General features: G+C 59.6%; 26 protein-coding genes. 11 read left to right on the forward strand and 15 right to left on the reverse strand.

The features are described from left to right. Positions 1-12: 12 nt before the first annotated feature. Both ACTHND_RS10285 and ACTHND_RS10290 read right to left on the reverse strand, forming a co-directional pair. Positions 13-558, reverse strand: coding sequence for a YbjN domain-containing protein (locus tag ACTHND_RS10285; protein WP_440177852.1), 546 nt, complete (start codon positions 556-558; stop codon positions 13-15). 24 nt (positions 559-582) lie between these two features. Continuing rightward, positions 583-882 carry an accessory factor UbiK family protein gene (locus ACTHND_RS10290; RefSeq protein ID WP_440177853.1) on the reverse strand — a complete coding sequence of 100 codons (300 nt, stop codon included), beginning with the start codon at positions 880-882 and terminating at the stop codon, positions 583-585. Positions 883-1,117: 235 nt separating this feature from the next. Here ACTHND_RS10290 and lgt point away from each other — a divergent pair, with 235 nt between their 5' ends. The 3 genes from lgt (at position 1,118) to pgeF (ending at position 4,247) form a co-directional block, all read left to right on the forward strand. Next, a complete protein-coding gene (lgt, locus tag ACTHND_RS10295; protein WP_440177876.1) occupies positions 1,118-2,023 on the forward strand; it encodes a prolipoprotein diacylglyceryl transferase in 906 nt (301 codons plus the stop codon). A gap of 187 nt (positions 2,024-2,210) precedes the next feature. Beyond that, positions 2,211-3,305 carry a class I SAM-dependent methyltransferase gene (locus tag ACTHND_RS10300; protein WP_440177854.1) on the forward strand — a complete coding sequence of 365 codons (1,095 nt, stop codon included), beginning with the start codon at positions 2,211-2,213 and terminating at the stop codon, positions 3,303-3,305. Positions 3,306-3,467: 162 nt separating this feature from the next. Next, on the forward strand, positions 3,468-4,247 hold the full coding sequence (gene pgeF, locus ACTHND_RS10305; protein ID WP_440177855.1) for a peptidoglycan editing factor PgeF: 780 nt from the start codon (positions 3,468-3,470) through the stop codon (positions 4,245-4,247). Here pgeF and ACTHND_RS10310 read toward each other — a convergent pair whose 3' ends face one another. Next, positions 4,248-5,060 (reverse strand): hypothetical protein, encoded by an 813-nt coding sequence (locus ACTHND_RS10310; RefSeq protein ID WP_440177856.1) that lies wholly within the window; start codon positions 5,058-5,060, stop codon positions 4,248-4,250. It abuts the gene before it with no gap. Between the two features lie 215 nt (positions 5,061-5,275). Between ACTHND_RS10310 and ACTHND_RS10315 the strand changes: the two genes are divergently transcribed. The 4 genes from ACTHND_RS10315 (at position 5,276) to pth (ending at position 9,436) form a co-directional block, all read left to right on the forward strand. Continuing rightward, the gene (locus tag ACTHND_RS10315; RefSeq protein WP_090644262.1) at positions 5,276-6,211 is read left to right on the forward strand and encodes a ribose-phosphate pyrophosphokinase; all 936 of its coding nucleotides are present in this window, start codon (positions 5,276-5,278) and stop codon (positions 6,209-6,211) included. A gap of 359 nt (positions 6,212-6,570) precedes the next feature. Beyond that, the gene (locus tag ACTHND_RS10320; RefSeq protein WP_440177857.1) at positions 6,571-7,842 is read left to right on the forward strand and encodes a hypothetical protein; all 1,272 of its coding nucleotides are present in this window, start codon (positions 6,571-6,573) and stop codon (positions 7,840-7,842) included. A 171-nt stretch (positions 7,843-8,013) separates the two neighbouring features. Further along, complete coding sequence (locus ACTHND_RS10325) at positions 8,014-8,622, forward strand: 50S ribosomal protein L25/general stress protein Ctc (RefSeq protein ID WP_440177858.1); 609 nt, start codon at positions 8,014-8,016, stop codon at positions 8,620-8,622. 184 nt (positions 8,623-8,806) lie between these two features. Next, positions 8,807-9,436 carry an aminoacyl-tRNA hydrolase gene (pth, locus tag ACTHND_RS10330; RefSeq protein ID WP_440177859.1) on the forward strand — a complete coding sequence of 210 codons (630 nt, stop codon included), beginning with the start codon at positions 8,807-8,809 and terminating at the stop codon, positions 9,434-9,436. 15 nt (positions 9,437-9,451) lie between these two features. On the opposite strand, the gene ACTHND_RS10335 is transcribed toward pth, so the two are convergent. After that, a complete protein-coding gene (locus tag ACTHND_RS10335) occupies positions 9,452-10,027 on the reverse strand; it encodes a hypothetical protein (RefSeq protein WP_440177860.1) in 576 nt (191 codons plus the stop codon). A gap of 124 nt (positions 10,028-10,151) precedes the next feature. Between ACTHND_RS10335 and ychF the strand changes: the two genes are divergently transcribed. Continuing rightward, positions 10,152-11,264 (forward strand): redox-regulated ATPase YchF, encoded by a 1,113-nt coding sequence (gene ychF, locus ACTHND_RS10340; RefSeq protein ID WP_440177861.1) that lies wholly within the window; start codon positions 10,152-10,154, stop codon positions 11,262-11,264. 8 nt (positions 11,265-11,272) lie between these two features. Here ychF and ACTHND_RS10345 read toward each other — a convergent pair whose 3' ends face one another. From ACTHND_RS10345 to petA, 4 genes are all read right to left on the reverse strand, one after another. Further along, a complete protein-coding gene (locus ACTHND_RS10345) occupies positions 11,273-12,238 on the reverse strand; it encodes a hypothetical protein (RefSeq protein ID WP_440177862.1) in 966 nt (321 codons plus the stop codon). Between the two features lie 181 nt (positions 12,239-12,419). Beyond that, positions 12,420-13,280, reverse strand: a complete 861-nt coding sequence (locus ACTHND_RS10350) for a cytochrome c1 (protein WP_440177863.1) — start codon at positions 13,278-13,280, stop codon at positions 12,420-12,422. Between the two features lie 5 nt (positions 13,281-13,285). Then, positions 13,286-14,596 carry a cytochrome b gene (locus ACTHND_RS10355; protein ID WP_090644274.1) on the reverse strand — a complete coding sequence of 437 codons (1,311 nt, stop codon included), beginning with the start codon at positions 14,594-14,596 and terminating at the stop codon, positions 13,286-13,288. Then, on the reverse strand, positions 14,597-15,130 hold the full coding sequence (petA, locus tag ACTHND_RS10360; protein ID WP_440177864.1) for a ubiquinol-cytochrome c reductase iron-sulfur subunit: 534 nt from the start codon (positions 15,128-15,130) through the stop codon (positions 14,597-14,599). 352 nt (positions 15,131-15,482) lie between these two features. Between petA and ACTHND_RS10365 the strand changes: the two genes are divergently transcribed. Beyond that, positions 15,483-15,968, forward strand: coding sequence for a tRNA (cytidine(34)-2'-O)-methyltransferase (locus tag ACTHND_RS10365; RefSeq protein WP_440177865.1), 486 nt, complete (start codon positions 15,483-15,485; stop codon positions 15,966-15,968). Here ACTHND_RS10365 and hemN read toward each other — a convergent pair. Beyond that, entirely contained in the window at positions 15,950-17,347 is a 1,398-nt protein-coding gene (gene hemN / locus ACTHND_RS10370) for an oxygen-independent coproporphyrinogen III oxidase (protein WP_440177866.1), read from the reverse strand. The genes ACTHND_RS10365 and hemN overlap by 19 nt on opposite strands. Before the next feature lie 151 nt (positions 17,348-17,498). On the opposite strand from hemN, the gene hemF reads away from it, so the two are divergent. Continuing rightward, positions 17,499-18,356: an oxygen-dependent coproporphyrinogen oxidase gene (gene hemF / locus ACTHND_RS10375; RefSeq protein ID WP_440177877.1), complete on the forward strand. Its 858-nt coding sequence runs from the start codon at positions 17,499-17,501 to the stop codon at positions 18,354-18,356. Positions 18,357-18,506: 150 nt separating this feature from the next. On the opposite strand, the gene ACTHND_RS10380 is transcribed toward hemF, so the two are convergent. From ACTHND_RS10380 to ACTHND_RS10405, 6 genes are all read right to left on the reverse strand, one after another. Next, positions 18,507-18,737: a YdeI/OmpD-associated family protein gene (locus ACTHND_RS10380; RefSeq protein WP_440177867.1), complete on the reverse strand. Its 231-nt coding sequence runs from the start codon at positions 18,735-18,737 to the stop codon at positions 18,507-18,509. Positions 18,738-19,074: 337 nt separating this feature from the next. Continuing rightward, complete coding sequence (locus ACTHND_RS10385; protein WP_440177868.1) at positions 19,075-19,791, reverse strand: type 1 glutamine amidotransferase; 717 nt, start codon at positions 19,789-19,791, stop codon at positions 19,075-19,077. A 36-nt stretch (positions 19,792-19,827) separates the two neighbouring features. Further along, on the reverse strand, positions 19,828-21,045 hold the full coding sequence (locus ACTHND_RS10390) for a CCA tRNA nucleotidyltransferase (protein WP_440177869.1): 1,218 nt from the start codon (positions 21,043-21,045) through the stop codon (positions 19,828-19,830). 30 nt (positions 21,046-21,075) lie between these two features. Beyond that, entirely contained in the window at positions 21,076-21,588 is a 513-nt protein-coding gene (locus ACTHND_RS10395) for a GNAT family N-acetyltransferase (RefSeq protein WP_440177870.1), read from the reverse strand. Positions 21,589-21,704: 116 nt separating this feature from the next. After that, positions 21,705-22,460 carry an enoyl-CoA hydratase gene (locus ACTHND_RS10400; RefSeq protein WP_440177871.1) on the reverse strand — a complete coding sequence of 252 codons (756 nt, stop codon included), beginning with the start codon at positions 22,458-22,460 and terminating at the stop codon, positions 21,705-21,707. A 60-nt stretch (positions 22,461-22,520) separates the two neighbouring features. Beyond that, entirely contained in the window at positions 22,521-22,985 is a 465-nt protein-coding gene (locus tag ACTHND_RS10405) for a LysR substrate-binding domain-containing protein (RefSeq protein ID WP_440177872.1), read from the reverse strand. Positions 22,986-23,172: 187 nt separating this feature from the next. Between ACTHND_RS10405 and ACTHND_RS10410 the strand changes: the two genes are divergently transcribed. Next, positions 23,173-24,618, forward strand: coding sequence for a hypothetical protein (locus ACTHND_RS10410; RefSeq protein WP_440177873.1), 1,446 nt, complete (start codon positions 23,173-23,175; stop codon positions 24,616-24,618). Positions 24,619-24,774: the final 156 nt, after the last annotated feature.

The raw sequence follows: 24,774 nt of genomic DNA on the forward strand, positions 1-24,774 counted from the left end.
GGCCTCGCGCCCCTAAGCTTCACCCCTGGTCTCGAACAGGCAGGCGGCAAAGGCGTCGGAGGCCGTGCTGACGCCCTTGAACCAGAAATCGAAAGCCGGGAAGAAACGATCCACCGCCTCGGCGGCGCTGTTGATCATGTGGGCGCTGGCCATGACCGAACTGCGTTCCAGCGGATTAAGCGCCACCGTATGACGGAAGATGACGTCATAGACGCCTTGTCCGTCCGCGGCTTCCGTATCGCGGAACACCTCGAAATGACCGAACCAGACATGCGAATTGACCAGGCACAGCAGTTCGTAAAGCCCGCTCAGGCGATTTTCCGCCAGGGGCACGCCCACGCCGCTCTCAACATCGAGCGAACAGCACAGTTGCAGGCAATCGCCTTCCGGCCGCCACGAAAACCACATTTCGTAGGTCCGCCAGTCACCGGCGAGGGCGAAACCGAGGTCGCCTTCCGGCGTGCGCTCGAATTCCAGCCCTTCCTCGGTCAGGATGGATTCCACCATGTCGAGCGGATCGAACGGGGCATCACTGTCGAGGGTTTGCGGGGTATTCATGAAAACTCGTTCTAAACGTAAAAGTTAGTCTTGCGGCACTTCGGTGTCTGGCTTCACGCCCTTGCCCTTGGGCTTGACATTTTCAGTTGCGCTACCGCTTTGCTGCTTGAGCGCGGACAAAGCAGCGACCGCCGCGCGCAGTTCAGCCACTTCGGCCCGCAGTGCGTCCAGTTCATCGCGGCGCACCAGATCCATTTCGGCAACGAAGCGATCGCCCTGGGCGCGGAAAGCCGCCTTGGCCTCTTCGCCCGCCGCCTGGGCCAGCGACATGGCGCCCGTGGTCATCTTGGCCAGTTCGTCGAGGAAGGGGTTTTGGCTTTGCATCACAGGCACTCCGAAGAAATAAGACGCTGTCTATATAGGCGCTTATCTCATTTCCGACAAACTTTTCATGATTCTGGCGATACCGCTTCTCTTTTGTGGCGACGAGTCACAGCAGAGTTGTTAATAGGCGATGATTATGCGCTCAGAGGCCGCGCAGGCTCCTCGCATAAGCTCGGGCGGGCACTTGCCCTTGCCGAAGTCGATGGCTTCGGAAATATATGGAGATGACATGCCTTTGAACATGCCGAATATCGACCCGGTTCTTCTCCATCTGGGTCCGCTGGAGATTCGCTGGTACGCCCTCGCCTATATTGCCGGCATTGTCTGCGGCTGGCTCTATATCGCGGCGCTGGTAAAGAAGGAAAACTTGTGGGCGCCGCGCCGCGCGCCGGTCAGCAGTGCCCAGCTCGACGACCTGATCCTGTGGATCACGCTCGGCATCATTGTCGGCGGCCGCATAGGCTATATTCTCTTCTACGACGCGTCGATCATCTGGAAACAGCCGCTCGAAGTCTTCATGATCCAGCACGGCGGCATGTCGTTCCACGGCGGCTTTACCGGCGTGGCGGTAGCGACCATCCTCTATTGCCGCGCGCAGAAATTCACCCTGCCGCGGATGCTCAATCTGGGCGACCTGCTGGCCTGCGCCGCGCCGATCGGCCTGTTCTTCGGCCGTATCGCCAACTTCATCAATGGCGAATTGTGGGGCCGCGTCACCCACGTGCCGTGGGGCATGGTCTTCTGCAACCAGTACATTGAAAAGCAGTATAATGACGTGTGCCCGGCCGGGCTGGAGCCGCGCCATCCCAGCCAGCTTTATGAAGCCCTCGGCGAAGGTCTTCTGCTGTTCATCCTGCTGTGGGTTCTGGCGAGCGTCTACCGCAAGTTCAACCGTCCCGGACTGATCATGGGCACCTTTATCGCCGGCTACGGCATTATCCGCATCCTGCTGGAAAATGTCCGCGAACCCGACGCGCAGATGCTGCCTTTCTTCAAGAATATCATCACCATGGGTCAGTCCCTCTCCCTGGTCATGGTCGCCGTCGGCGGCTTCCTGATCTGGCGCGCGCTTAAAACGCCAGTGCCTGAGCCCGAAGCGGAACCTGAAGCACCTGTCGAGACCGCCGAGCTTGACGGCTAGTTCATGATACCTGCTTATAAATCCTCCCCTCTTGGAGGGGAGGTGCCGAGCAACGTGCAGACCGCAGGTCGCAGCGCGTCGAGGCGGAGGGGTAAAGACCACACGCTCTAAACGCCGGTATTTACCCCTCCACCGCTCCGCGGTCCCCCTCCCCTCCAAGAGGGGAGGATTTTATAGCGATTCAATTATGCCTTCAGACTCTGCCCCCTCTTCCCCTTTGACAGACCGCCTGATCGAACAGATCACGCTCGAAGGCCCGATGCCGGTAGATGCCTATATGGCCCGCTGCTTAGCTGATCCGATCGACGGCTACTACACAAAACACGCCGCGCTTGGTGCGGATGGCGATTTCATAACCGCGCCGCTGGTCTCACAGATGTTCGGCGAAATGATCGGCGTCTGGGTGGCGCAGACCTGGCTGTCTATGGGATCGCCCGCGCCTTTCCGTCTGGTCGAGATCGGCGGTGGCGACGGCACCCTGATGGGCGATATCCTGCGAGTCGCCGAGCGTGTGCCTGGCCTGCGCGAAGCCGCCCGGATCACCATGGTCGAAATCTCCCCGCCCCTGCGCGCCTTGCAAGGCCAAAAGGTGCCGAACGCCGCCTTCGTGTCTTCGCTGGATGGCGTGCCCGAAGACCTGCCGGTCATTGTGATCGCCAATGAACTGCTCGACTGCCTGCCGGCGCGGCAATTCATCCGCGCTGAAACCGGCTGGTTTGAGCGTTGCGTCGGCTTGCAGGATGGCGCGCTCGCCTTCGGGCTGGTGCCGGCGGGTCAGGACTTTGTCCCGCCGTTCGATGCCGCCATCGGCGATCTGGTGGAAGTTTCACTCGCCCAGACTCGGCTGGCCGAAAACCTGGCCCTGCTGGTCAAAAAGGCCACCGGCGCCGCCCTGCTGATCGATTACGGCCGCGCCCGTCCCGGCCCAGGCGATACGTTGCAGGCGCTTTACCGGCACCAGAAACACGATCCTCTGGCCGCACCCGGCCAACATGACCTGACCGTCTGGGCCGATTTCCCCTCCGTCACGGCGGCGGCGGCAAGGACTGGCGTCACCGTCAGCCCCATCGTCACGCAACGCGATTTTCTGGCCCGCCTCGGCATCGATGCCCGTCACGCAGCGCTTCGTGAACGCAATCGTGATCAGGCCGAAAAGCTCCAGCGACAGTATGACCGGCTCATGGCGCCGGACCAGATGGGCACCCTGTTCAAGGTGCTCGGCCTGTCCTTTCCGGATAGTGTTAACCTCTTCGCGCTTGAAGCGAACGAGACCGCCCTGTAGGATAAAAACAGGCGCAAAAAGAGCCTTTTAAATCGCCGGCGGACACAAAACCGCCGCAGCCGTCCGTCTTGATGGCGGCGCCACACACAGCCATTCCCATGCTTAAGTCGCGGCCCTAAGGCTCTGCGATTATGGCTCTTTTTACAGTAACAGGTTTCCTAAATGTCCTTGCTGCCTTCGCGTATCCTGCACCCGCTTCTCGATCTCGCCCAGATTCAACACGGCTTTTTCACCCGCCACGGCGGCGTCTCGCAGGATCTCTATGGCAGCCTTAATCTTGGCCTCGGCTCGAAGGACGACCAGGACGCCGTTATGGAAAACCGCCGGCGTGTGGCGGCTTCGTTCGGGCGCCCGGAAAACTATCTGCTCAGCCTCTATCAGGTCCATTCCAGTATCGCGCTGAAGGTGAACGAGCCTTTCATAGGCGAACGCCCGGAAGCCGACGGCCTGGTGACCGCCCGCGCCGGCATTGTCCTTTCGGCCCTGTCCGCCGATTGCGCCCCCATCCTGTTCTGCGATCCGCAAAGCCGCGTCGTCGGATCGTGTCATGCGGGCTGGAAGGGCGCGCTTGGCGGCGTTATAGAGGCCACGCTAAAAGCCATGGCCCAGCAGGGCGCCAAAACGGAACGTATCCGCGCCGTCATCGGCCCTTGCATCCAGCAGGCGTCCTACGAGGTCAGCGCCGATTACGAAGCCAACTTCGCCAAGGAAGATCCGGAATCTAAAGCCTTCTTCATCCAGGCCAATGACCTCGACAAGCGGATGTTCGACCTGCCCGGCTACTGCCTGATGCGCCTGAAGCGTGCAGGCTGCGCCGAAACGGCCTCCACCGGTCACGATACCTGCGCCGACGCCGCCCAGTTCTATTCCAACCGCCGCGCCGTAAAAACTGGCGAGCCGGATTATGGGCGCCTGATTTCCTGCATCATGATCCGGGCTTGATCAGCGCTTGACGGTGCAACTGGTGCGCTGCGGATCGACGATATGGACATCGCGCGCATCGCGGTTTTCATCGCGCTCGAAATAGACCGCCGGCTGGCCAGACTTGTCGGGCTGGAGGTGGCCGATTGCGCCCGCAAACTGGCCGCTGGTCAGGCGGAAGGTGTCGCCTGGTCCGCGCACCCATTTGCCGGATGTATTCGCGGTCGTATAAGTGCCCTGCGGATTGAGTTGCAGAAAGCCCATGTTAGAGTAGCGCAGTTCGTAGTGATAATCCTGGCCGGCCACGACTCCGCCCATGCGTTCCATCCAGGCACAGGTCAGCCGGCCTTTCGGCACAATGCCGGCCTTCGGCGCAGCCCCCGACGCTTTGAAGACCAAGGCGCCGGAGACATAACCGCTCACTGAATAGACCTCCCCCGTCGGGATGAAGGCATTGAGATAGCCGCCGATGCCATTTGACGTACACGGCCCCGACAGTTCAACATGGGCCCGGTCCTGTTCTGAATAGAAGACGCATCGACTGTTTTCGAGATAAGACCGGTTGGCGATCAGAGGCAGGCTTAGCGTCTGCCCCTGGATCACGACCGTCGAACTGCCGGTGAACTGCCCGCCCTTGAGAACCGCCGTGACCGACCAGGTACCCAGGGGACGACCGTCACGGTCCGTCAGGACACCGTTGCCGGTGACCGCGCCCATATTGGCGGTAACCGGCGTGCCCGGTGACGGTTGCGGCACAGCGGCCATGGCCGGCAAGGCAGCAAGACAGATGGCGCCCCAGAAGGCACCTAAGATATAACGGTATGATTTGCGCATTGAATCCGCCCCCTTGATTATCCGGTATCTAATCCACAAACCGGCCGCTGCAACAAGTCCAGAACCCGCAATCCGCCACCCTCTCAATGAGCCGCTTAGCACAGACCGGGAAATTTTAACTATTTACGACGTTTAGGTCTTGAACCGCGGCTTTCACCTGCTAAAAGCCGCCTCATATGACCAATCCCCCCAAAGCAGCTACGGGAAAACCCACCATGAAACTTCTTTCCGCCAACTCCAACCGGACCCTGGCCCAGAATATCGGTGACTATCTCGACATGCCGCTGTGCAAGGCGCGCGTCCAGCGTTTCGCCGACAACGAAATCTTCGTAACCATCGATGAAAACGTCCGCGGCGAGGACGTCTTCGTCATCCAGTCCACCAGTTTTCCGGCCAATGACAACCTGATGGAACTGCTGATCTGCATCGACGCGCTGACCCGCGCCTCGGCCAAGCGCATCACCGCCGTCATCCCCTATTTCGGCTATGCCCGCCAGGACCGCAAGACCGGCGGCCGCACCCCGATCTCGGCCAAGCTGGTGGCCAACCTGATCACCCGCGCCGGCGCCCACCGCGTGCTGACCATGGACCTGCACGCCGGCCAGATTCAGGGCTTCTTCGATATCCCGACCGACAACCTGGTCGCCATCCCCTTCATGGCCAAGGACATTCAGGCCAATTACAAAAATTCGGCCGACCTGATGATTGTATCGCCCGATGTCGGCGGCGTGGTCCGCGCCCGCGCCCTGGCTGATCGCCTCGGCGGCGACCTGGCTATCGTCGACAAGCGTCGCCCGCGCGCCGGCGAATCCGAAGTCATGAACATCATCGGTGACGTCACCGGCCGCGACTGCATTCTGTTCGACGATATCGTCGATTCCGGCGGCACCCTGGTCAATGCCGCCAAGGCTATCCTGGAGCGCGGCGCCACCTCCGTCTCCGCCTATATCAGCCACGGCGTGCTGTCGGGCGAAGCCATCAACCGCGTCGACAAGTCCGTCCTGAAGGAACTGGTGATCACGGACTCGATTGAAGCACCGGAAGCTATCCGCAATCATCCGAAGGTCCGCATCGTCGGCGTGGCCCCCCTGATCGGCGAAGCGATCCGCCGCATCGCCAACGAAGAGTCCGTATCGAAACTGTTCGATTAATGCGTCGGATCGCCGGTTAAGCGTCTTGGCCGCCATCGCCAACTAAGAATCCGTATCGAAACTGTTCGACCAGGCTGCGACTCACGAAAACTTTTCGTGACAAGTCAAGTCTGAAATACCGCACAATTAACCTGGCAGGCCATTGTTTTCATTAAACAATGGCCTGCTTTTCCGACGCTCGCATTAACCTCTTAAGTTGCGCCGCGTCATAATTTCGGCGTTTTTGCTGTTGAACACTGCGCCATACGCGCTAAGCCTTTCTGAGGGGGCTTTGCGCCTTTCGTCACACAATAGAAATCGTTAGCCGCAAACCGGCATTTTCGGTTGCGGGCACCTTGGACTCAAAGGGGAATGTACGTATGAAGCTGGCACTCACCAAGGGCTTTGGCACCAGCCTGATCGCCCTTAGCTTTGCCATTACCTTGGCCGGTTGCGCCACCGACGCACCGCCGCCGGCACCGCCGCCGCCGCCGCCGGCACCGGCCGGCCCGCCGGTCGCGCTCGCCAGCGAAATCTCCGATGCCGCCGCCGTCTACAAGGATTACATCGAGAAGGTCTCGGTCATGAAGGGCCAGTATGCCGATGGCGCGGCCATTCAGGCTCAGCTCGCCTCAGCCGAATCCTTCGAACCCAACCAACTGGCTCACGGCGCTGTGGCCTATGCCGCCATTGTGGCCATGCAGGAACCGGCCTTCCGCTCCATAATGCGCACCTATGCGGCCAATGACGCGACACGCGCCGATATCAAGGCCAAGCTGATTGCCGATCCCGCCTATGCCGCGGTCATCCCTGGCGCTGATGCTGCCGCCCGCCGCATGATACTGGCCCTGTCAAGCGACGGCCAATCGGTTTACAAGGCCGGCGCCGGCGTCAAACAGGCGGCCTATGACATTCAGCACGAGAAATGGTCCAAAGAATTCGTGGCCGACCGCGACGGCCGCCTGGCGCTCGCCAAGGCCAATTCCATAACGCTCGCCAGCGTGCAGTCGGACGACAGCGCAAAATTGCTGGCCGCCGCCCTTTCCGGCCAGGGCCTCATCACCAGCGCCGATACCGGCCAATCCACCGGTCAGAGCACGGTTCAGGTTGGCCTGCCGGTTCAGGCCACGCAAGCGACGCCGGTTAACGGCGGCAATCCGGCCCTGATCCCCGATGCGGGCACCGCACCTGTACCCGCAGAGGCCAGTGCGACTTCGGCCGCGACCAGCGTCTTCGATCGTCCGGACCTGTTCAACCAGCCCTATACCCAGGCGGTGAACCGCGCGCTGACCATTGCTGCCCTGGCCCTGCTTGGCGAAGGCGGCGAAACCAACCTGCCGACCCTGACCAGCCTGCTGGATGATGGCGACGGCCAGCGCTGCCTGCAAATGAGCAAGCTCAACCTCTATCAGTGCCTGGCCGTGGCCAAGCCGCACTATGAGGATGTGTTCTGTGTCGGTCAGCACGTCCTTATGGATACCGGCCAGTGCCTGGGCAAGATGTCGAGCAATGCGCTCAGCTTCGCGCCGGTCACCCGCGTCGGCTTCAAGGCGGACGGCACCTCGGCCTATGCCGACCCGAAGCCCTATCTCAAACCTGCGCCGGTGAAGAAAACAGCCAAGAAGAAGGTGGCGGCCAAGAAGAAAAAGTAGTTTTCGACGCCTGATTACGGTTTAAGGCGGCACATCCTGTAGTGGGCGTGCCGCCTTTTTTCCTTGCAGCGGTTGCTTTGCCGGGCATTGTCGTGTATCGGGATCGCCTCCAGAAATTCGGACCGCCGGGCCAATTGTGGTACCGGCGTATTTCTATTGAGGTTTATGGCTATGGCCGACATTATTCTTGACGTTGAAGTACGTGAGCGCACCGGCAGCGGTGGCGCGCGTGAAACCCGCAATGCCGGCAAGGTGCCGGGCATTCTCTATGGTGGTGACAAGGCTCCCGTGCCGATCGCCGTCAACCTGAACGAATTCCGCAAGGCGCTCTATACCGGCAAGCTCAACGGCCACCTGGTGACCCTGAAGTACGGCTCGGAAACCCAGAAGGTCATCGCCAAGTCGATCGACTTCCACCCGGTCACCGATGTGCCGATCCACTTCGACCTTTACCGCGTTGACGAACACGCCCAGATCAAGATCTCGGTTCCGGTTCACTTCAAGAACCACGAACTGTCGCCCGGCCTGAAGAAGGGCGCCGCCCTGAACGTCGCCATCCACGAACTGGAAATCCTGGTTCCGGCCGACCATATTCCGGAAGATATCATCGTTGACCTGACCGGCCTCGAAATTGGCCAGAGCGTCCACGTCTCCGACCTGAAGCTGCCTTCGGACGTCAAGGCGCATGTCGCCGGCTCGGAAGTCGTTGCCTCGATCACCGCTTCGGGCGCATCGAAGAGCGAAGACGCGGCGGAAGCCGCCGCCGCTTCCGAAGGCTGATGGGGTTTGGGGCCAGAGAACGTTCTTGGGGCCCCAAGTCCTTTGCTTTTCCAATAAAAGAAGGCCCGTCCTCTGGACGGGTCTTTTTTATTGGATAGAAGAGAAGATATGGGGTCACAGACCCCCATGGCGGACGAACGCTATACGTTCGTCACGGCATACCCATTAGTTTCAGGAGCGCGTCGTGTACCTTATCGTTGGTCTTGGCAATCCCGGTGCGCAATACGCGAAGAACCGCCACAATATCGGCTTCATGATGATCGACGAACTGATCCGCAGCCCCGCTTTCGGCCCGGAGAAGAAGAATTTCGACGGCCTCACCTCCGACGGCCAGATCGAGACCGCCAAGGGCCTGGAAAAGGTGCTCGCGCTCAAGCCGCAGACCTTCATGAACCTCTCCGGCCAGAGCGTGCAGAAGGCCATGCACTTCTATAAGATCAAGCCGGAACGCGTGATCGTTTTCCACGACGAACTGGATCTCGCCCCCGGCCGCCTGCGCATGAAACTGGGCGGTGGCCATGCCGGCCATAATGGCCTGCGCTCGATCATGGCCAATATCGGTCCCAACTTCATGCGCGGTCGCATGGGCATCGGCCATCCTGGCGCCAAGGAAGACGTGCTGCATTGGGTGCTGGGGGATTTTGGCAAGTCGGATCAGGCATGGGTCAATGCCATGAACGATGCGTGCGTGCGCGCCCTGCCCGTCCTGCTCTCCGGCCTGCCCGATGCCGCCGAGCGTTACACCACGGAGGTCATGCGCCAGGCCCCGGCGCCCAAACTGGATACGCGGCAGTTGAATGCACAGAAAGAGTAATCATATTCTCGATGATCACACCGGGTCGATGGCATAGGCCAGATGGCAAGCCTCACGCTTCCAATGACCCATCAGGCGATTATAGGTGCATTTTATGCCGCTGACACGATTGCCATAAATGATAGAAAATCGCGTTCGGAACAGACTGTAGCTTGGCCGACCGACAAAGCTCGATCGGAAGAATTTCTCATCAACGCGAGATTCTTGCCCCGGTATGGATGGTGGGTACTCAACATGAGTCAGGCCCAATTCTGCAAACGGGCAATTGAAACGGCTCTGAGTATTCTTGAGAAGAAACTCATCCGACGTATTGCCCGCATCCTCGTCCTTAATAGCCTGAACCATCAAACGACAATCCGCCAGGGGAATGTCCTGTGGTATCAACAACGCTTTTTGTTGATATAAAATCCCGGAGTTGATCGGGCGTACATTTGCCAGAAGCGCCGGGTCATCAAGCTGCGCCTTGGAGACGGGATGCGCACGTTCAAACAGGAAATGATCGACCGGATTGATTTCCGGAGCATACCAAAGCCCCACGCCGATACCTGCAATACTGATCACAGCACCGATCATTGTTCGCAGCAATCGCATGTTTCCCCCTTCGATCAATATGCCTTACCACACCGCTCTCTTCAATTAGTGCAATAGTTCTGGTCCCGAAAGCCAAAATGCTTTAGGGAACGGCGCAATTTCCGTTTTCTGAAAAGCTGTTTCCATGGCCCTTAAAGTCGCTATCGTCGGTCTGCCCAATGTCGGCAAGTCCACCCTGTTCAACGCCCTGACCCAGACCGCCTCCGCCCAGGCCGCCAACTATCCTTTCTGCACCATCGAGCCCAATACAGGCGATGTGGCCGTGCCAGAACCACGCCTTGACGTGCTGGCGAAGATCGTCGGCTCGAAGGAAATCATCCCGGCGCGCATGAACTTCGTCGATATCGCCGGTCTGGTGCGCGGCGCCTCCAAGGGCGAAGGCCTCGGCAACCAGTTCCTGGCCAATATCCGTGACTGTGATGCCGTGGCCTTCGTGGCGCGCTGCTTCGTCAATACCGACATCACCCATGTCGAAGGCCGCATTGACCCGATCAGCGACCTCGAAATCATCGAAACCGAGCTCATGCTCGCCGACCTGGAATCGCTGGAAAAGCGCCTGCCGAACCTGGAAAAGCGCGCCAAGTCCGGCGGCGATAAGGAAGCCGCCCTGACGGTCTCACTGATCAATGCCGCGCTGGAAGAACTGCGCAACGGCCGCCCGGCGCGTATCGCCTTCGAGAAGGGCAAGATCAGCAAGGAAGACACCAAGGCGTGGGAGATGCTGCAACTGCTGACCTCGAAGCCGGCGCTCTATGTCTGCAATGTCGAGGAAGACGCCGCCGCCACCGGTAACGAACTCTCCGCCAAGGTGGCTGAGCGGGCCCGTGCCGACCACGCCAACAGCGTCGTCATCTCGGCGCAGATCGAGTCGGAAATCGCCCTGCTGGATGCCGACGAGCGCAAGGAGTTCCTGGAGACGCTCGGTCTGGAAGAGCCCGGCCTCAACCGCCTGATCCGCGAAGCTTACAAGCTGCTGGGTCTGCAATCCTATTTCACGGTCGGCCCCAAGGAAGCCCGCGCCTGGACCATCCATGTCGGCGACACCGCCCCGCAGGCCGCCGGCGTCATCCACACCGATTTCGAGAAGGGCTTTATCCGCGCCGAAACCATCGCCTATGACGACTTCGTCAAGTATAACGGCGAAGCCGGCGCCAAGGAGCACGGTAAATTCCGTCAGGAAGGCAAGGAATACCTCGTCAAGGACGGCGACGTCATGAACTTCCGGTTTAACGTCTAGTGTGAGAACTATCGGCTAACTTGCCGTGTCTGCGCAATAATGTCTGCGATTTGCGCCTCAGTCATGGCTTCAAAAGCAGCCGTAGCGACCTTCACCTCGGCATCATCGCCACCTTGCCCCCCAGCGATGACTTTTCCATCGGTAACCGTGACGAAAATCGTGCCCGGAGGTGGACCGCTATCGAGAGCCAGCAGTCCACCATTATCACACGAAAAGACCTGCCATGAGGTCCGCCCGAAGACGCGCATTACAGGCCCGGTCTCGCACTTGATATCGGCTTTTACCGGAGATTGAGGGGCCTCCACAGGCGTCACGACGACCGGTGGCGCGCCTGACGCTTGTCGCTCTTCAAGCTGTCTGGCCTGGCCGGCCAAATCCGGCACGCCCAACTCTTTGCGCAACGCATCGCTGATCAGACCGCTGTCGTAGGCCCCTCTTGTCCAGCCATTGAGGCCCGTACTCATCTGGGTGCCATAGATTTGCTTCTGGCCGATGGTTTGGAGATAGCGGTCCAGCGTCGCCGCTGCGATCCATGGCCCGCCAGGGTCGCCCTTTTTTGTAGCGATGACCGCAAGTGTATGGGCGAGAAGAAAATCGTCAGAAGTGGTACTATGTTGGAACACCAATGCCGCCTCGACAAAATCAGCGCCCGTATGCAACCGCCCCTCAGCCAGCAACTGCCGCACCTCAACGTGGCGTGCGGCATCGCGCGGCCCCACGACCGCCCAGTCCATCTTGGTGATATCAACGGAACGATCTGCCTGATCGGCGTCGTAAATTCGCTTCATATCCGGATCTGAAGCGGGTGCGGCAGGAAGCGTTTTCGGCGGCTGTGCAGCAACGGCACCAGAACACAGCGCCCCTGAAAGCCATATCGCCAGGCCGATCCAACCAATTGCTGTTTTCATCCCCGCCCCCTGTTCTATTTCAAACATAGGTATCATAAACAGGCCACCACCGCCAAGGTAGATCAATGTAAAAGCCCGCCAGATAATCTCCGACGGGCTTTTATTATTCTTGGTATCGCGCGGTGCGGGGACGGCCTGATGAGTCGAAAAGTATTAGCTGTCGAGAACCGTAGCGCAGCGTACTTTAGTACGTGAGCACCGGATCGCAGACAGATGATGCTTTGCAGACCATCGGGGCGTTCCCGCCTTAGTGTTTGCCGCGCCAGACCTGACGGTACGCTGCATAAGTCACGCCCGCCATCAGCAGCAGGAACAGGATGACCGATACGCCCATCTGCTTGCGCTCAGTGGCATGTGGGTCGGCGGCCCATTCGAGGAAAGCCGCGACGTCCTGGGCTTCCTGCTTCAGGGTCGCCTTGGTGCCGTCATCATAGGCCACCTTGTCATCCGCCAGAGGGGGCGGCATGGCCAGGACGCCACCGAGCGGTACCTTGTGCGGGTCGCCCTTCCAGGAAGTCGCCAGAGCGCCGTGGACATAGGGGTTATAATGCTGGGTCGCCGCGACCTCCAGGCCGGCCGGAGCCGGCTGGAAGCCCGCCAGCATGGAGGCGACATAGTTGGCGCCACCTTCGCGCGCCTTGGTGATCACCGACAGGTCGGGCGGGATGGCGCCGCTGTTCGAGGCCTTGGCCGCTTCTTCGTTCTTGAAGGGCGACGGGAAGCGATCGGACGTCGTGGCCTTGCGGGTGATCTCGTCACCGGTATCCGGGTCGATATCAGCAACATCGAATTCCGAAGCGATCTGCTTCACCACCGGGTTGTCGTTCGGGTTCTTGTACTTCGGATCATAGAAGGGGCCGCCCTTCTGACCGAGGTTACGGAACGACATCAGGTGCATCGAGTGACAGGCCGAGCAGACCTCACGATAGACCTTGTAGCCGCGCTGCAACTGCGCCTGATCGAAGGTGCCAAACGGCCCCTCGAAGGTGAAGTGATGATCCTCCGGCTCCTTGAAGCCTTCGCTGGCCACGGCGGCACCGGCGGTCAGCGAAACAACCAGGGCCAGGCCGGCCGCAACCTTCAGGGTTTTCGTCATAAAGCTATTCATGTGACTTAACCCTTTTTCTTGGCGTGGGCGGCCAGGACGGCTTCGGAGATCGAGGCCGGCACGGGCAGCGGGTCTTCCTTCAGGCCGATCCACGGCATGATGATCAGGAAGAAGGCGAAATAATAGACGGCCAGAAGCTGCGACAGCCAGACCACCTTGAGGCCGAGCGGATTACCATGCGCATCCGTGGTGATCGAGAACACCAGGTTATCCGGCAGTTGCCCGCCGCACCAGCCAAGGCCGATGCAGGCCAGGACGAACAGGACAAAGAACCAGCGCATGACCGGACGGTAGCGCATCGACTTGACCTTGGAGGTATCCAGCCACGGCAGGGCGAAGATCAGGGCGATGGCGCCGAACATGGCGGTGACGCCCAGGAGCTTCGCCGGTATCGGCCCGATATCGAAGGTGATGGCGCGCAGGATGGCGTAGAAGGGCAGCATGTACCATTCGGGCACGATGTGCGACGGCGTCTGCAACGGGTTGGCCTTCACATAGTTGTCGGCATGGCCCATGGCGTCAGGCGCGAAGAAGACGAACACGGCAAACACGATCAGGAAGAAGATCATGGCCAGGCCATCCTTCACCGTGGCGTAGGGTGTGAACGGCAAGGTGTCTTCCTTGGACTTGATCTCGACACCGGTCGGGTTGTTTTGCCCCACCACATGCAGCGCCCAGATGTGCAGGACGACGACGCCGGCAATAACGAACGGCAGCAGGTAATGCAGCGAGAAGAAACGGTTCAGCGTCGGGTTATCGACCGCGAAACCGCCTTGCAGCCAGGTCAGGATCGAGGGGCCAACCACCGGAATGGCGCCAATCAGGTTGGTGATAACAACCGCGCCGTAATAGGACATCTGTCCCCAGGGCAGGACGTAGCCCATGAAAGCGGTGGCGATCATCAGGAAGTAGATGATGCAGCCGAGCAGCCACAGCACTTCGCGCGGCGCCTTGTAGGAGCCGTAATAGAGACCACGGAACATATGGATATAGACGGCGAAGAAGAACATCGACGCGCCATTGGCGTGGACGTAACGGATCAGCCAGCCATAATTGACGTCGCGCATGATGCGCTCGACGGAATCGAATGCCAGGTCGGCATTGGCCGTATAGTGCATGGCCAGGATGATGCCGGTCAATATCTGCACGCCCAAGCAGAGCGACAGGATGCCGCCGAAGGTCCACCAGTAGTTCAGGTTCTTCGGGGTTGGGTAATCGACAAAGCTGTCATAGGCCAGGCGAACGATCGGCAGGCGTGAATCCAGCCACTTTTCAATGCCGGATTTCGGCTCATAGGTCGAGGGATGATCGCTCATTTAGCCCACCTTGATCTTGGTGTCGGACAGGAAGGTGTACTCAGGCACTTCAAGGTTCTTCGGCGCCGGTCCCTGGCGGATACGGCCGGAGGTATCGTATTCCGAACCGTGGCAGGGGCAGAACCAGCCGCCGTAATCACCGGTGCCGAAATTGGGCACGCAGCCCAGGTGCGTACAGACACCGATGAGCACGAGATACTGCTCGTGACCGGCCTTAACGCGTTCCTCGTCGGTCTGCGGATCACGCAGGGTCTTGATATCGACCGCCTTGGCTTCGGCGATTTCCTTCTTGGTGCGGTAACGCACAAAGAGCGGCTTGCCGCGCCATTTGACTACCGCCTGCATACCTTCTTCCACCTTGGAGAGGTCGTATTCGATCGAGGCGAGCGCCAGGGTATCGGCTGCCGGATTCATCTGGCCGATCAGCGGCACCGCCACCATGGCCGCGGCGCCAACAGCCCCCGCACCGGCTGCAATGTAGATAAAGTCACGACGATTCGGATCTTGCCCGACGTCCGTCACAGGTTCGCTCACCTTGCCACCTCTTCGTTTCTCAAGCCGGACCAGGATTTTACGCCCCGTGCCCGACACCCTCAAAAATTCTTAATCACTCATGACTGATTCCGTTAACAAAGACACGCTCTGCAACAGGCACACGCCAAGAATCCGGCACGTATATTCATACCAACTGCGTCTATAACCACAATTCCGTGACGGATACAAACCGCCAAAACACTTTTCTTGTCTAAATTTCGCCGCACTCGGGATGCTTTTCCGTCAAATCATTGCGAACGGCTTGCAGCATGGCGTTTTACGCTGGACATTTGCCCACCGGAGCGGTGAAAACGCCGCCACCACGCTTCCTTATCCGCAAGAGCAGACCGCAATGCGCCTGGCGCTATACCAGCCGGATATCCCGCAAAACCTTGGCGCCGCCATCCGCCTGAGCGCCGCTTTCGAGATTGATCTCGATGTCATCGAGCCGTGCGGCTTTCCGCTCGGCGACAAGGCGATCAAGCGCGCGGCCATGGATTATGGCCGCTGCGCCAAAGTGTCGCACCATATATCATGGGAAGCCTATCTTGATTTTCTGCGGGCGAACCTACCTGCCGCACGGCTAGTGCTCTTCACCACCAAATCCGCCGAACCGGCTTATGATTTCACCTTCCGGCCGGATGATATCCTGCTGATGGGCCGCGAGAGCGCCGGCGTACCGGAAGAGGTCCATGCCCGCGCCGATGCCAGGTTGTTCATTCCGATCAGCGCGGAAGCCCGGTCGATCAATGTGATCAATGCGGCGTCTATGGCGCTGGGCGAGGCCCTGCGGCAGACCGGCGGCTTTCCTGTAAGAAATCAGGCGACCCTGGAATAGCGTGCCTGACCATCCGGCTGTTCCATATAGCGGTCGAAAACGGCGCAGACATTGCGAATCAGCATCTTCAGTGGCGATGTCAGGCGCACCACCCGGCGACGGCACTCAACCACGCCCAGGTCATCCAGGGGCTTCAGGCGTTCCAGTTCGGCATCGAGCGCATTGAACGCCATGCCGTGGCGCACGACGATGTCGCCGATATCGGCCTCGAAATAGCACATCAGTTCGGCAATCACCGCCTTGCGCACGCGATCATCCTCCCGATAGGCCCAGCCGCGCGACGTGGCCAGGCCGCCTTCACGGATCAATCGTTGATAGGTGGCGCTCTGGCTGACATTCTGCGCCAGCCCTTCGTCGAATTCACTGATGGCGGACGCACCGAAAGCCAGCAGGCGGTCATTGGGCTGGTCGGTATAGCCCATGAAATTGCGGCGCAGTCGGTGATGCTTCGATGCAATCGCCAGACCATCCTCAACACGGGCGAAATGATCGATGCCGATCGGGATATATCCCGCCGTGCCAAGGGTTTCCGTCATGCGCTCGAACAGGATCAGCTTGTGCGCGGCATCCGGCAGGGCAGCCGTTTCGATCAACCGTTGATGCTTGCGCACCCACGGCACGTGGGCATAGGAAAAGCCGCTCAGGCGATCCGGATGCAAGCTTAAGGCATCGGCCAGGGTGGCGCAAAAGGCGGCTTCATCCTGGAACGGCAGACCATAGATCAGGTCTAGCCCCAGGGCCTTTATGCCGGCATCGCGCAGGGCATCGACGCAGGCGCGCACCACCGGCATGGGCTGGACGCGGTTGATGGCTTTCTGCACCTGCGGGTCGGTGTCCTGCAGGCCGAGGCTGACCCGATTGAACCCAAGCCCGGCATAGAGGCGCGCCATCTCAGATGTCACCCGGCGCGGGTCCAGCTCGATGGAAATTTCGGCGTCGGCCAGGAAAACGAACCGATCACGCAGCACATCGAACAGCAGTTCCATGTCCTTCGCCTGGAGCAGGCCCGGCGAACCGCCGCCGAAATGCAGGCTGTGAACATAGGGGCGCATGGCGATCTGGCGGCTGACATGGGCGATTTCGGCGACCAGTTGATCAACATAGGCAGCGATCGCGTCATAGCGGCGCGTTATCTGGGTATTGCAGCCGCAGAACCAGCACATCTGCTCGCAATAGGGGATGTGGATATAGAGGCCGATGCTGCCGCCGGAAGAGAGACCGCGCAGCCAGTCGGCATGAATATCCGGCGATAAAGGCTTGAAATGATGAGCCGAAGGATAGCTGGTGTAGCGCGGCGCCTCACGATCGAGCAGGTGGCGCGGATCATGGTCCTGCCAGTTTCTCGGTGAATTACGAGGCTTTTCAATAATAGCGACCATGCGAGTCGGCTCCCGTCCGGTGAGCCTCGATTATAGCTGACAATTCCCATGATAATTATGTGGCTATTCGCCGCATGAAATATCTGTGGCAGGTACGGCCTGCCCGCGCTATCACGGCGACATGACCCATACCGCTGCCCTCCCCGCCGAAATGCTGACTGACCGCCAAGCCCAGGCCGCCGCGTGGTTCCGTTCTTTGCGCGATTCCATCTGCGCTGCCTTCGAGCAACTGGAGGGCGAAGCCCCGGCCGCGCTCTATGGCGAGACTGCTGGCCGCTTCGAGCGCACACCGTGGAACCGCGAAGCGGGCGGCGGCGGCGAGATGTCGATCATGAAGGGCCGGCTGTTCGAGAAGGTCGGCGTGCATATCTCGACTGTCCATGGCAGTTTTTCACCGGAATTTGCCAAATCGATCCCCGGCGCCGACGTCGATCCGCGCTTCCACGCCACCGGCATTTCGCTGATCGCCCACATGACCAATCCGCATGTGCCGGCGGTGCATATGAATACGCGTTTCATCACCACGACCCAAAGCTGGTTTGGTGGCGGCGCGGACCTGACGCCGCTGATGGCCGCTGATCGCCATGCCGAGGCGCCAGATTCCGTTGCCTTCCACAAGGCTTTCCGTGAGGTGTGCGACGTCGCCGATCCGGCCTATTACGAGAAATTCCGGGCGTGGTGCGAAGAATACTTCTTCCTGCCCCACCGCAATGAGCCGCGCGGTGTCGGCGGCATCTTTTATGATCATCTGAACAGCGGCAACCATGCCGCCGATTTCGCCTTCACCCAGGATGTCGGCCGGGCCTTCCTTGCCGTCTATCCGCAGATCGTGCGCGGGCGTTTCAATCAATCATGGACAGAAGACGACCGCGAGGCGCAACTGATCCAGCGCGGTCGCTATGTCGAGTTCAATCTGTTGTATGACCGCGGCACGATTTTCGGTCTGAAAACAGGTGGCTACGTGCCATCGATCATGTCGTCCATGCCGCCTGTCGTAAAGTGGCCCTGACATATCTCCTCCCCTCAGGGAGGGGAGGTGTCGTGGCGAAGTCCACGACGGAGGGGTAAAAACCGGCGTCTGCCTTACCCCTCCGTCTCGACGCGCTTCGCCTGCCAGCTTCGCTTGCTCGACACCTCCCCTGCAACAGGGGAGGAGATGCTATCCCGTCCAGCGCATTTTCATGTAAAGGCCGCCGGCCTTTAGTTCATCCAGCATCTGATTGATGCGTCTCTCGCGCGTGTCTTCGCGTTTTGCCTGTCCGATCCAGCCGATATAATCGTTCTGCTGATAGGGCGGACGCGCCTGATAAGCTTCCCACAAACCACGATCATGCAGCAATTGGCGGATATCATCGGGAATCGGATGAATGTCGCGTGTCAGCGTGCTCATATCCTTTGGCATTTACCGCTCGTGTTATCACATCAAGATAACTAGAAAATTGCAAAACAGATAGCAATGTAGAGAATTATTCCAAGCCAAATGAGTGGAAAGCCAATTTTGTGAACCTTTAGCTTCATAGCTAAAGTTGGACTCATTGAGGGCTCTATCTTCACCAAGAAAAGTTCAATGCCAAAAAACATGTCTCTCATAGGTGCATGACGCTTATTCCGTTCGGGGTGCTTCTCGTTATACCAATCAATATATTCTTGATTGAGAAAAACACTAAACGGCAAGCAAACAAGAGTTATACCACAAAAAAGAACTGTTGTTATCAATCCCAAAGACACTATGCGCTCAGAAACTTCGAGATCGCGCCCAGCAGGTCATGGCGCTGACTCGGCTTCTTGAGGGTCGTCAGGGCCTGATCCACCAGCGCCGGATCGATGCGAATGCCCCGGCGGCTGATGAGCAAGTCAGAGGCAAAGTCCTCACAAAATTCCGGATGGCACTGGAATGACAGCCCCTTGCGCTGGGTGTAATAGAGCGCACCGTGCGGGGTGAAGTCAGAGCCTGCCAGTACAATGGCATTTTCAGGTTTTTTGACCACCTGGTCCTGATGGGTCACAGCGCAGGCAATCCGCGTGGCGCCCGCCCCCGCCAGTTCCTGCCACAGATCGTGGGCCTGGACCTCATATTCGTGCAGGCCGATGCCCCAGCCCTTGTGCGATTTCTCGACATGGCCGCCCCAGGCCTGCGCCATCACCTGATGGCCGAAACAGATACCGACCACCGGAGTTTCGGTATCAAGCGCGCGCAGCCAGTCCATCAGGGCGGCGATCCACGGATCATCCTCATAAACGCCCGCCGGAGAACCGGTGATAACCACGCCTTTCAGATTTTCATCCTGTTCGGGAAGTTCGCCCGCCAATGTTTTGAAAACCTTGAAGGAACGCCCCTCGCTGGCTAAAAGCTGAGCGAACATGTCGGCATAGGTGCCGTAGGTGGCATCGAGCCCCGCGGGCGGGACTCCGGTTTCCAGAATGGCGATGTAATCGTTACGCATACTCATGATCCCCGAAATATGTCTTCGAGATTTGGCTCATTTCGCAATTGCGTCAAGGGCCGCCTCAATCACGCTTTGTGAGAAATCATGATTAAGCCATTCGGTTTCCAATTGCTTAAGCGCTTTCCCCACCGCCGGTCCGGCGGATAGGCCGCGCGCGATCAGGTCGGCGCCCTTCACCGGAAAGACAGGGATTTCAAGGCCCGCCAGTATCAGCATCACATAGGCGACCGCAGCCGGTTCCTTGCCTTGGTGCGCGGCGGCCAGATAAACGGCATCCTCCGTGGCCTGACGACCGTGCAAGTACATCAGACGGGCAAACGGTGCGTTTTCGGCCAGGCCATCGAGCGCCCGACCAGCATCACGCAAACGGTTATAGAGCCGCTGCGACCATTTCAGCCGCGTCTGGCAGGCGTGAAGCGCGCCGGCGGAAAGCCCCACACCACTATCGATCAGGGCCATCAGGCGGATTTCCGGATCATCCGTCAGGCCGATTACCGTCGCCAGTTCCGGCAGCGCCTCGTCGGTCGCGTGCCAGCCGGGGATGACATGCGGCATCAGCCCGTGCGCCTGCATGGCATTGAAAGCCATCAGGGGCTGCGGCAGGGCCAGGGTTTTCAGCAATTCCTGCTGGATACGCTCACCAGAAAGCCCGTCAATGCCCGCTTTCAGCGCCACGCAGGCCGCCAGGGAGCCTGGATCGATTTCGCGCGCATAGCCGGCGCTGAAACGGAAGAAGCGCAGGATGCGCAGGTAATCCTCGCGGATACGCTGTTCCGCCTCACCGATAAAGCGCACCCGGCCCGCTTCGGCATCAGCCAGTCCTTCCCCTGTCGGATCGTAAACCTGGCCGTCGATATCGGCATAGAGCGCATTGAGATAGAAATCCCGGCGCAGGGCATCCTTCGCCCAGTCGGTCGTATATTTCACTACCGCGCGGCGGCCATCGGTCTCGACATCTTCGCGTAGGCTGGTGATTTCGTAGGAGGCTCCGTCGACCACTGCCGTGATGGTACCAAAAGCCTTGCCGGTCGGCACGCCTCGAATACCGGCGGCTTCCAGCGCGGCTTCCGTCTCATCCGGCGTCAATTGCGTCGACAGATCGAGATCGCTGACCGGCTTTCCCATCAGCGGATTGCGCACACAACCGCCGACAAAGCGAACGCAAGCCGCACCGCCCTTCGCTTCAAGGGCGGCGAAAACGGCACGTGTAGCCGGGGATTGCATGTCTTCAGAGAGTGGAATCGTGGTCATGCCGCAGACTAGACCGTCAGGCGGCCTGGATCAAACGGCCTTGCTGACACGGCCCGTGAAATTCAGGCCAGGCTGGCTATAGCGGATCATCAGGCGATTCGGATCAACCGGCCCTGGCAGGGTGATGCCTTTTGCCTTTTCAAAACCGAAGGACTGAAAATAGCCCGGCGTCCCGACCAGCAAAACCGCCCGCAAACCCTTGGTCAACGCCGCTTCCACACAGGCATTTATCAACGCCTTGCCGATGCCCTGGCCACGGCAGGAATCATCCACGACAATGGGGCCGAGAAAAGCGATGCGCTCACACGCCTCACCATCCCGCACGTCGATCGGCCACATGCGCACACTGCCCAGCAATTGCCCGCCGCGCAGCGCTACGAAACTCATGTCGGGCAGGATATGCGAACCTTCGCGCAGGCGTTCGGCCGTCTTGACATATCGGCCAGGACCGAAGGCACGGTCCGTCAGTTCCAGGATGCACTGAGCCAGGTCCGGCGTCTCAAGACAAATCGTAAAATCCAAAGCCAGTGCGTCCAGAGCCAAATGCCCGATCCCGGTTTACAGTACATACAGTACCAATACTGGCGGCCAAATAAGACCTGCACATGACAAGGTCAATCAAATACACCGCAATTATTGCATCCGTTTATTTCGTCAGCCTACTTTGACAGGAAGGCTATGAAGGCGGCCTGCGCTTCCGGGCTCGTCAGTTGCCGGCGAAAAACGGCGCCCTCGGCCTGGATCACCTGCCACAGCTTTTCCGGATCACGCATGAACGCCTTGGTGTGTCGCAGGCTGGAGAGGGACAGTTTAACCAGTTTTTGCGCCATGGCCTGGGCGGCGTCATCCAGTATGTCACGCGATACAATGCTGTTGACCAGACCCAACTTGTGGGCATCTTCGGCGCCGATCACCTCGCCCAGCGCCATCCAGGCGAAGGCGCGTGCATGGCCGATGCGTTCGGGCAAAAGCAGGGTCGAGCCGGCTTCCGGCACCAGGCCCAGCTTCAGGAAGGGCAGGCTCAGGCGGATATCTTGCGCCGCCACCACCAGATCACAATGCAGCAGCAGGGTGACGCCCACCCCGACCGCCTGCCCCTGCACCGCGGCGATCAACGGTTTGTCAAAAAAGGTAAGCGCCTTCAGGAACCGGAAAACCGGCAGGTTTTCATGATCGGCCGACTCGTCCTGATAGACAGGCAAATCCTGCGCGAAGTCGAGGATATCGTTGCCGGCGCAGAAATCAGCCCCTTCCGCCGATATCACCACTACGCGTACCGCCTCATTTTCAGAGGCCCGCGCCAGTCCTTCCGTCAGGGCGGTATACATGGCCTTGGTCAGGGCATTCTTCTTAGGCGGACGGTTGAGCCTGAGCGTCAGCACGCCGTTATCGAGATGGCTTGAAATATCGCTCATGGTCGGGTTCCCTGTTTTGTCCACTCTAGCCAAAGTTGACGCGCACGGCAACATGGAATGTTATGCCGCACAGACCTTGCGGATGCAGTCCCGCAGCCAGCGATGTGCCGGATCGGCGTCCATGCGCGGATGCCACAGCAATGACACCCTGATCTCCGGCACGGAAACCGGCAGGGGGAAACTGTTCATCCCCACGCGTAGATGCTGCGTATAGCGTTCGGGCACACAGGCGATCAGGTCCGAGACGCGGGCCAGGGCCAGGGCTTCCGAAAAGCTGCCGACGGTCACGGCGATGTCACGCTTGAGGCCGAGCGGTTCAAGTGCTGTGTCGACCGGTCCACGGTCCGCGCCCCGGCGCGAAATCAGGATATGCTGTCCGGCCGCATAACGCGCGGCGGTTATGTCTCCCACATTCAGAGGATGATCGTGGCGCACCAAACCGATAAAGCGGTCACGAAACAGGGCCTGCGCGCGCAACTCCGGCCCTGCCGGCGGCATGAAGGTCACCTTTCTGATGGCAGCCATCCTGATGTGTGTGGCCCTCGCCATGGCGGTGCGGACCTCAAGGCTTGCCCGCAAGCAACCGGCATGACGTAATCCATAATGCCTTGTATTCGCCACAAGCCGGCAATAAACCTATTGAAAATTAATTCGTGGCGGGGCAAACCGCGACAGTAATTTCACAGGTCGGACCAGCGGAGAGACGCCACCAATGAAAATATCTTTCGATTTCAAAAAGATGGTACAAAGGGCGCAAACCCTGGCCATCGCGCTTGGCCTGGCGACCCTCGCCAGCGCCGGTACACAGGCCGCCTATGCGGCGCCGAAGAAGGCCGAAACCGCCCCGGCCGGCGAATTCAAGATCGATCCGGCCGTCCAGGCCAAGAGCATGACCGATATTCCGGCCATTATCGCCCTGGGCAAGATCGATTGTGATCCGGTTGACGCCTACCTGATGGGGCCGACCGAATTTGCCAAGGATGATGGCACCAAGGTCAAGGGACAACTTTACGAAGTGGCCTGCAAGACCGGCCCCGGCTTTATCATCACCAGCATTTCCCCCACCGAAGTGGGCCAGGCCTTCACCTGTTCGCTGGCCGCCAAGCTGCAGGCTACGCGTCCGGAGTCCATCCTGTGCGTCCTGCCGGAAAACAAGCCGCACTACGCCTGGCTCACGCCGGTCGTCCAGCCCTACCTGCCCGGCTGCCAGATCAGCGATGCCCGCGTGATCGGCTCCACATCGACCGAGCCGCTGATCGATCGCTATGAAGTCGGCTGCGGCGCGCAGGCCGGCGGCATCATCGATTACGCCCAACTGGGCGCCAAGGCCCCGACCGAATTCAAGAGCTGTCTCGTGGTCGATGGCACCAGTTCCGCCTGCCAGTTCACCACCAAGGAACAGACAATGGCCGTCCTGAAACCCGTCGCCACGGCGGCTGACAAGGACTGCCAGGTCAACAATGTCCGTTTCGTCGGGGTTAACAAGGAAAACGACGGTTTGTTCTATGAATTCGGCTGCGCCAACAAGCCGGGCTTCATGGTCATGACCAAGCTTGACAACACCTTCGAACGCAACATCACCTGCGCCAGCGCGGCTGGCCTGGGCGGCTGCAAATTCACCGACGCCGGCGTGGCGGCGGCTGATGCCAACGGCACTTATTCGGCGCTTCTGGGCAAGGCCGGCTTCCCTTGCACGGTCACGGACTACAATGTCGTCGGCACACAGGAACAGACCAAGCGTGACTATGTCGAGTTCAAGTGCAAGGAACAGCCCTGGGGCCTGATCGGCTTTGTGCCGCAGCCGGGCAGCACCGCCGGCGTGCGCGTCAATGACTGCTTCATCGATCAGACCAGCCGCAAGAACTGCACCTTCGTCACCGAACCGCAACTGCGTGCCCAGATCGACAAGCTGATCAAGGTCGCCCAGCCGGGTAAGGACTGCGATGTCAGCGATGTGCGTTATATCGGTGAATCCGATGGCATCGAAGGCGCCGTCATCGTCGAAATCGCCTGCAGCAACAAGCGCGGTTACATCGCTGTCATCGCTGCCAATCGCAACAGTATTGCCGATTCGACACCTTGCAAGATTGCCAAGTCGCATAACGATCCGGTTCAATGCACGATCGCCGGCAACGGCACCTACTCCTCGGCGGACTAACCGCCTGAAAACCTGAAAAGGCCCGCGAGGTTACGGCCTCGCGGGCCTTTTTCATGCCGATTCGCGGCGGTAATAACTGGATGGCAATGGAGACGATGATGAGACTATGGATGGCAGCGGCCGTTTTTCCCTGGATTCTTCTGGGGGGCTGCGATC

Source organism: Asticcacaulis sp., from assembly GCF_051954415.1.
In the GTDB taxonomy this organism is placed as follows: Bacteria; Pseudomonadota; Alphaproteobacteria; order Caulobacterales; family Caulobacteraceae; genus Asticcacaulis.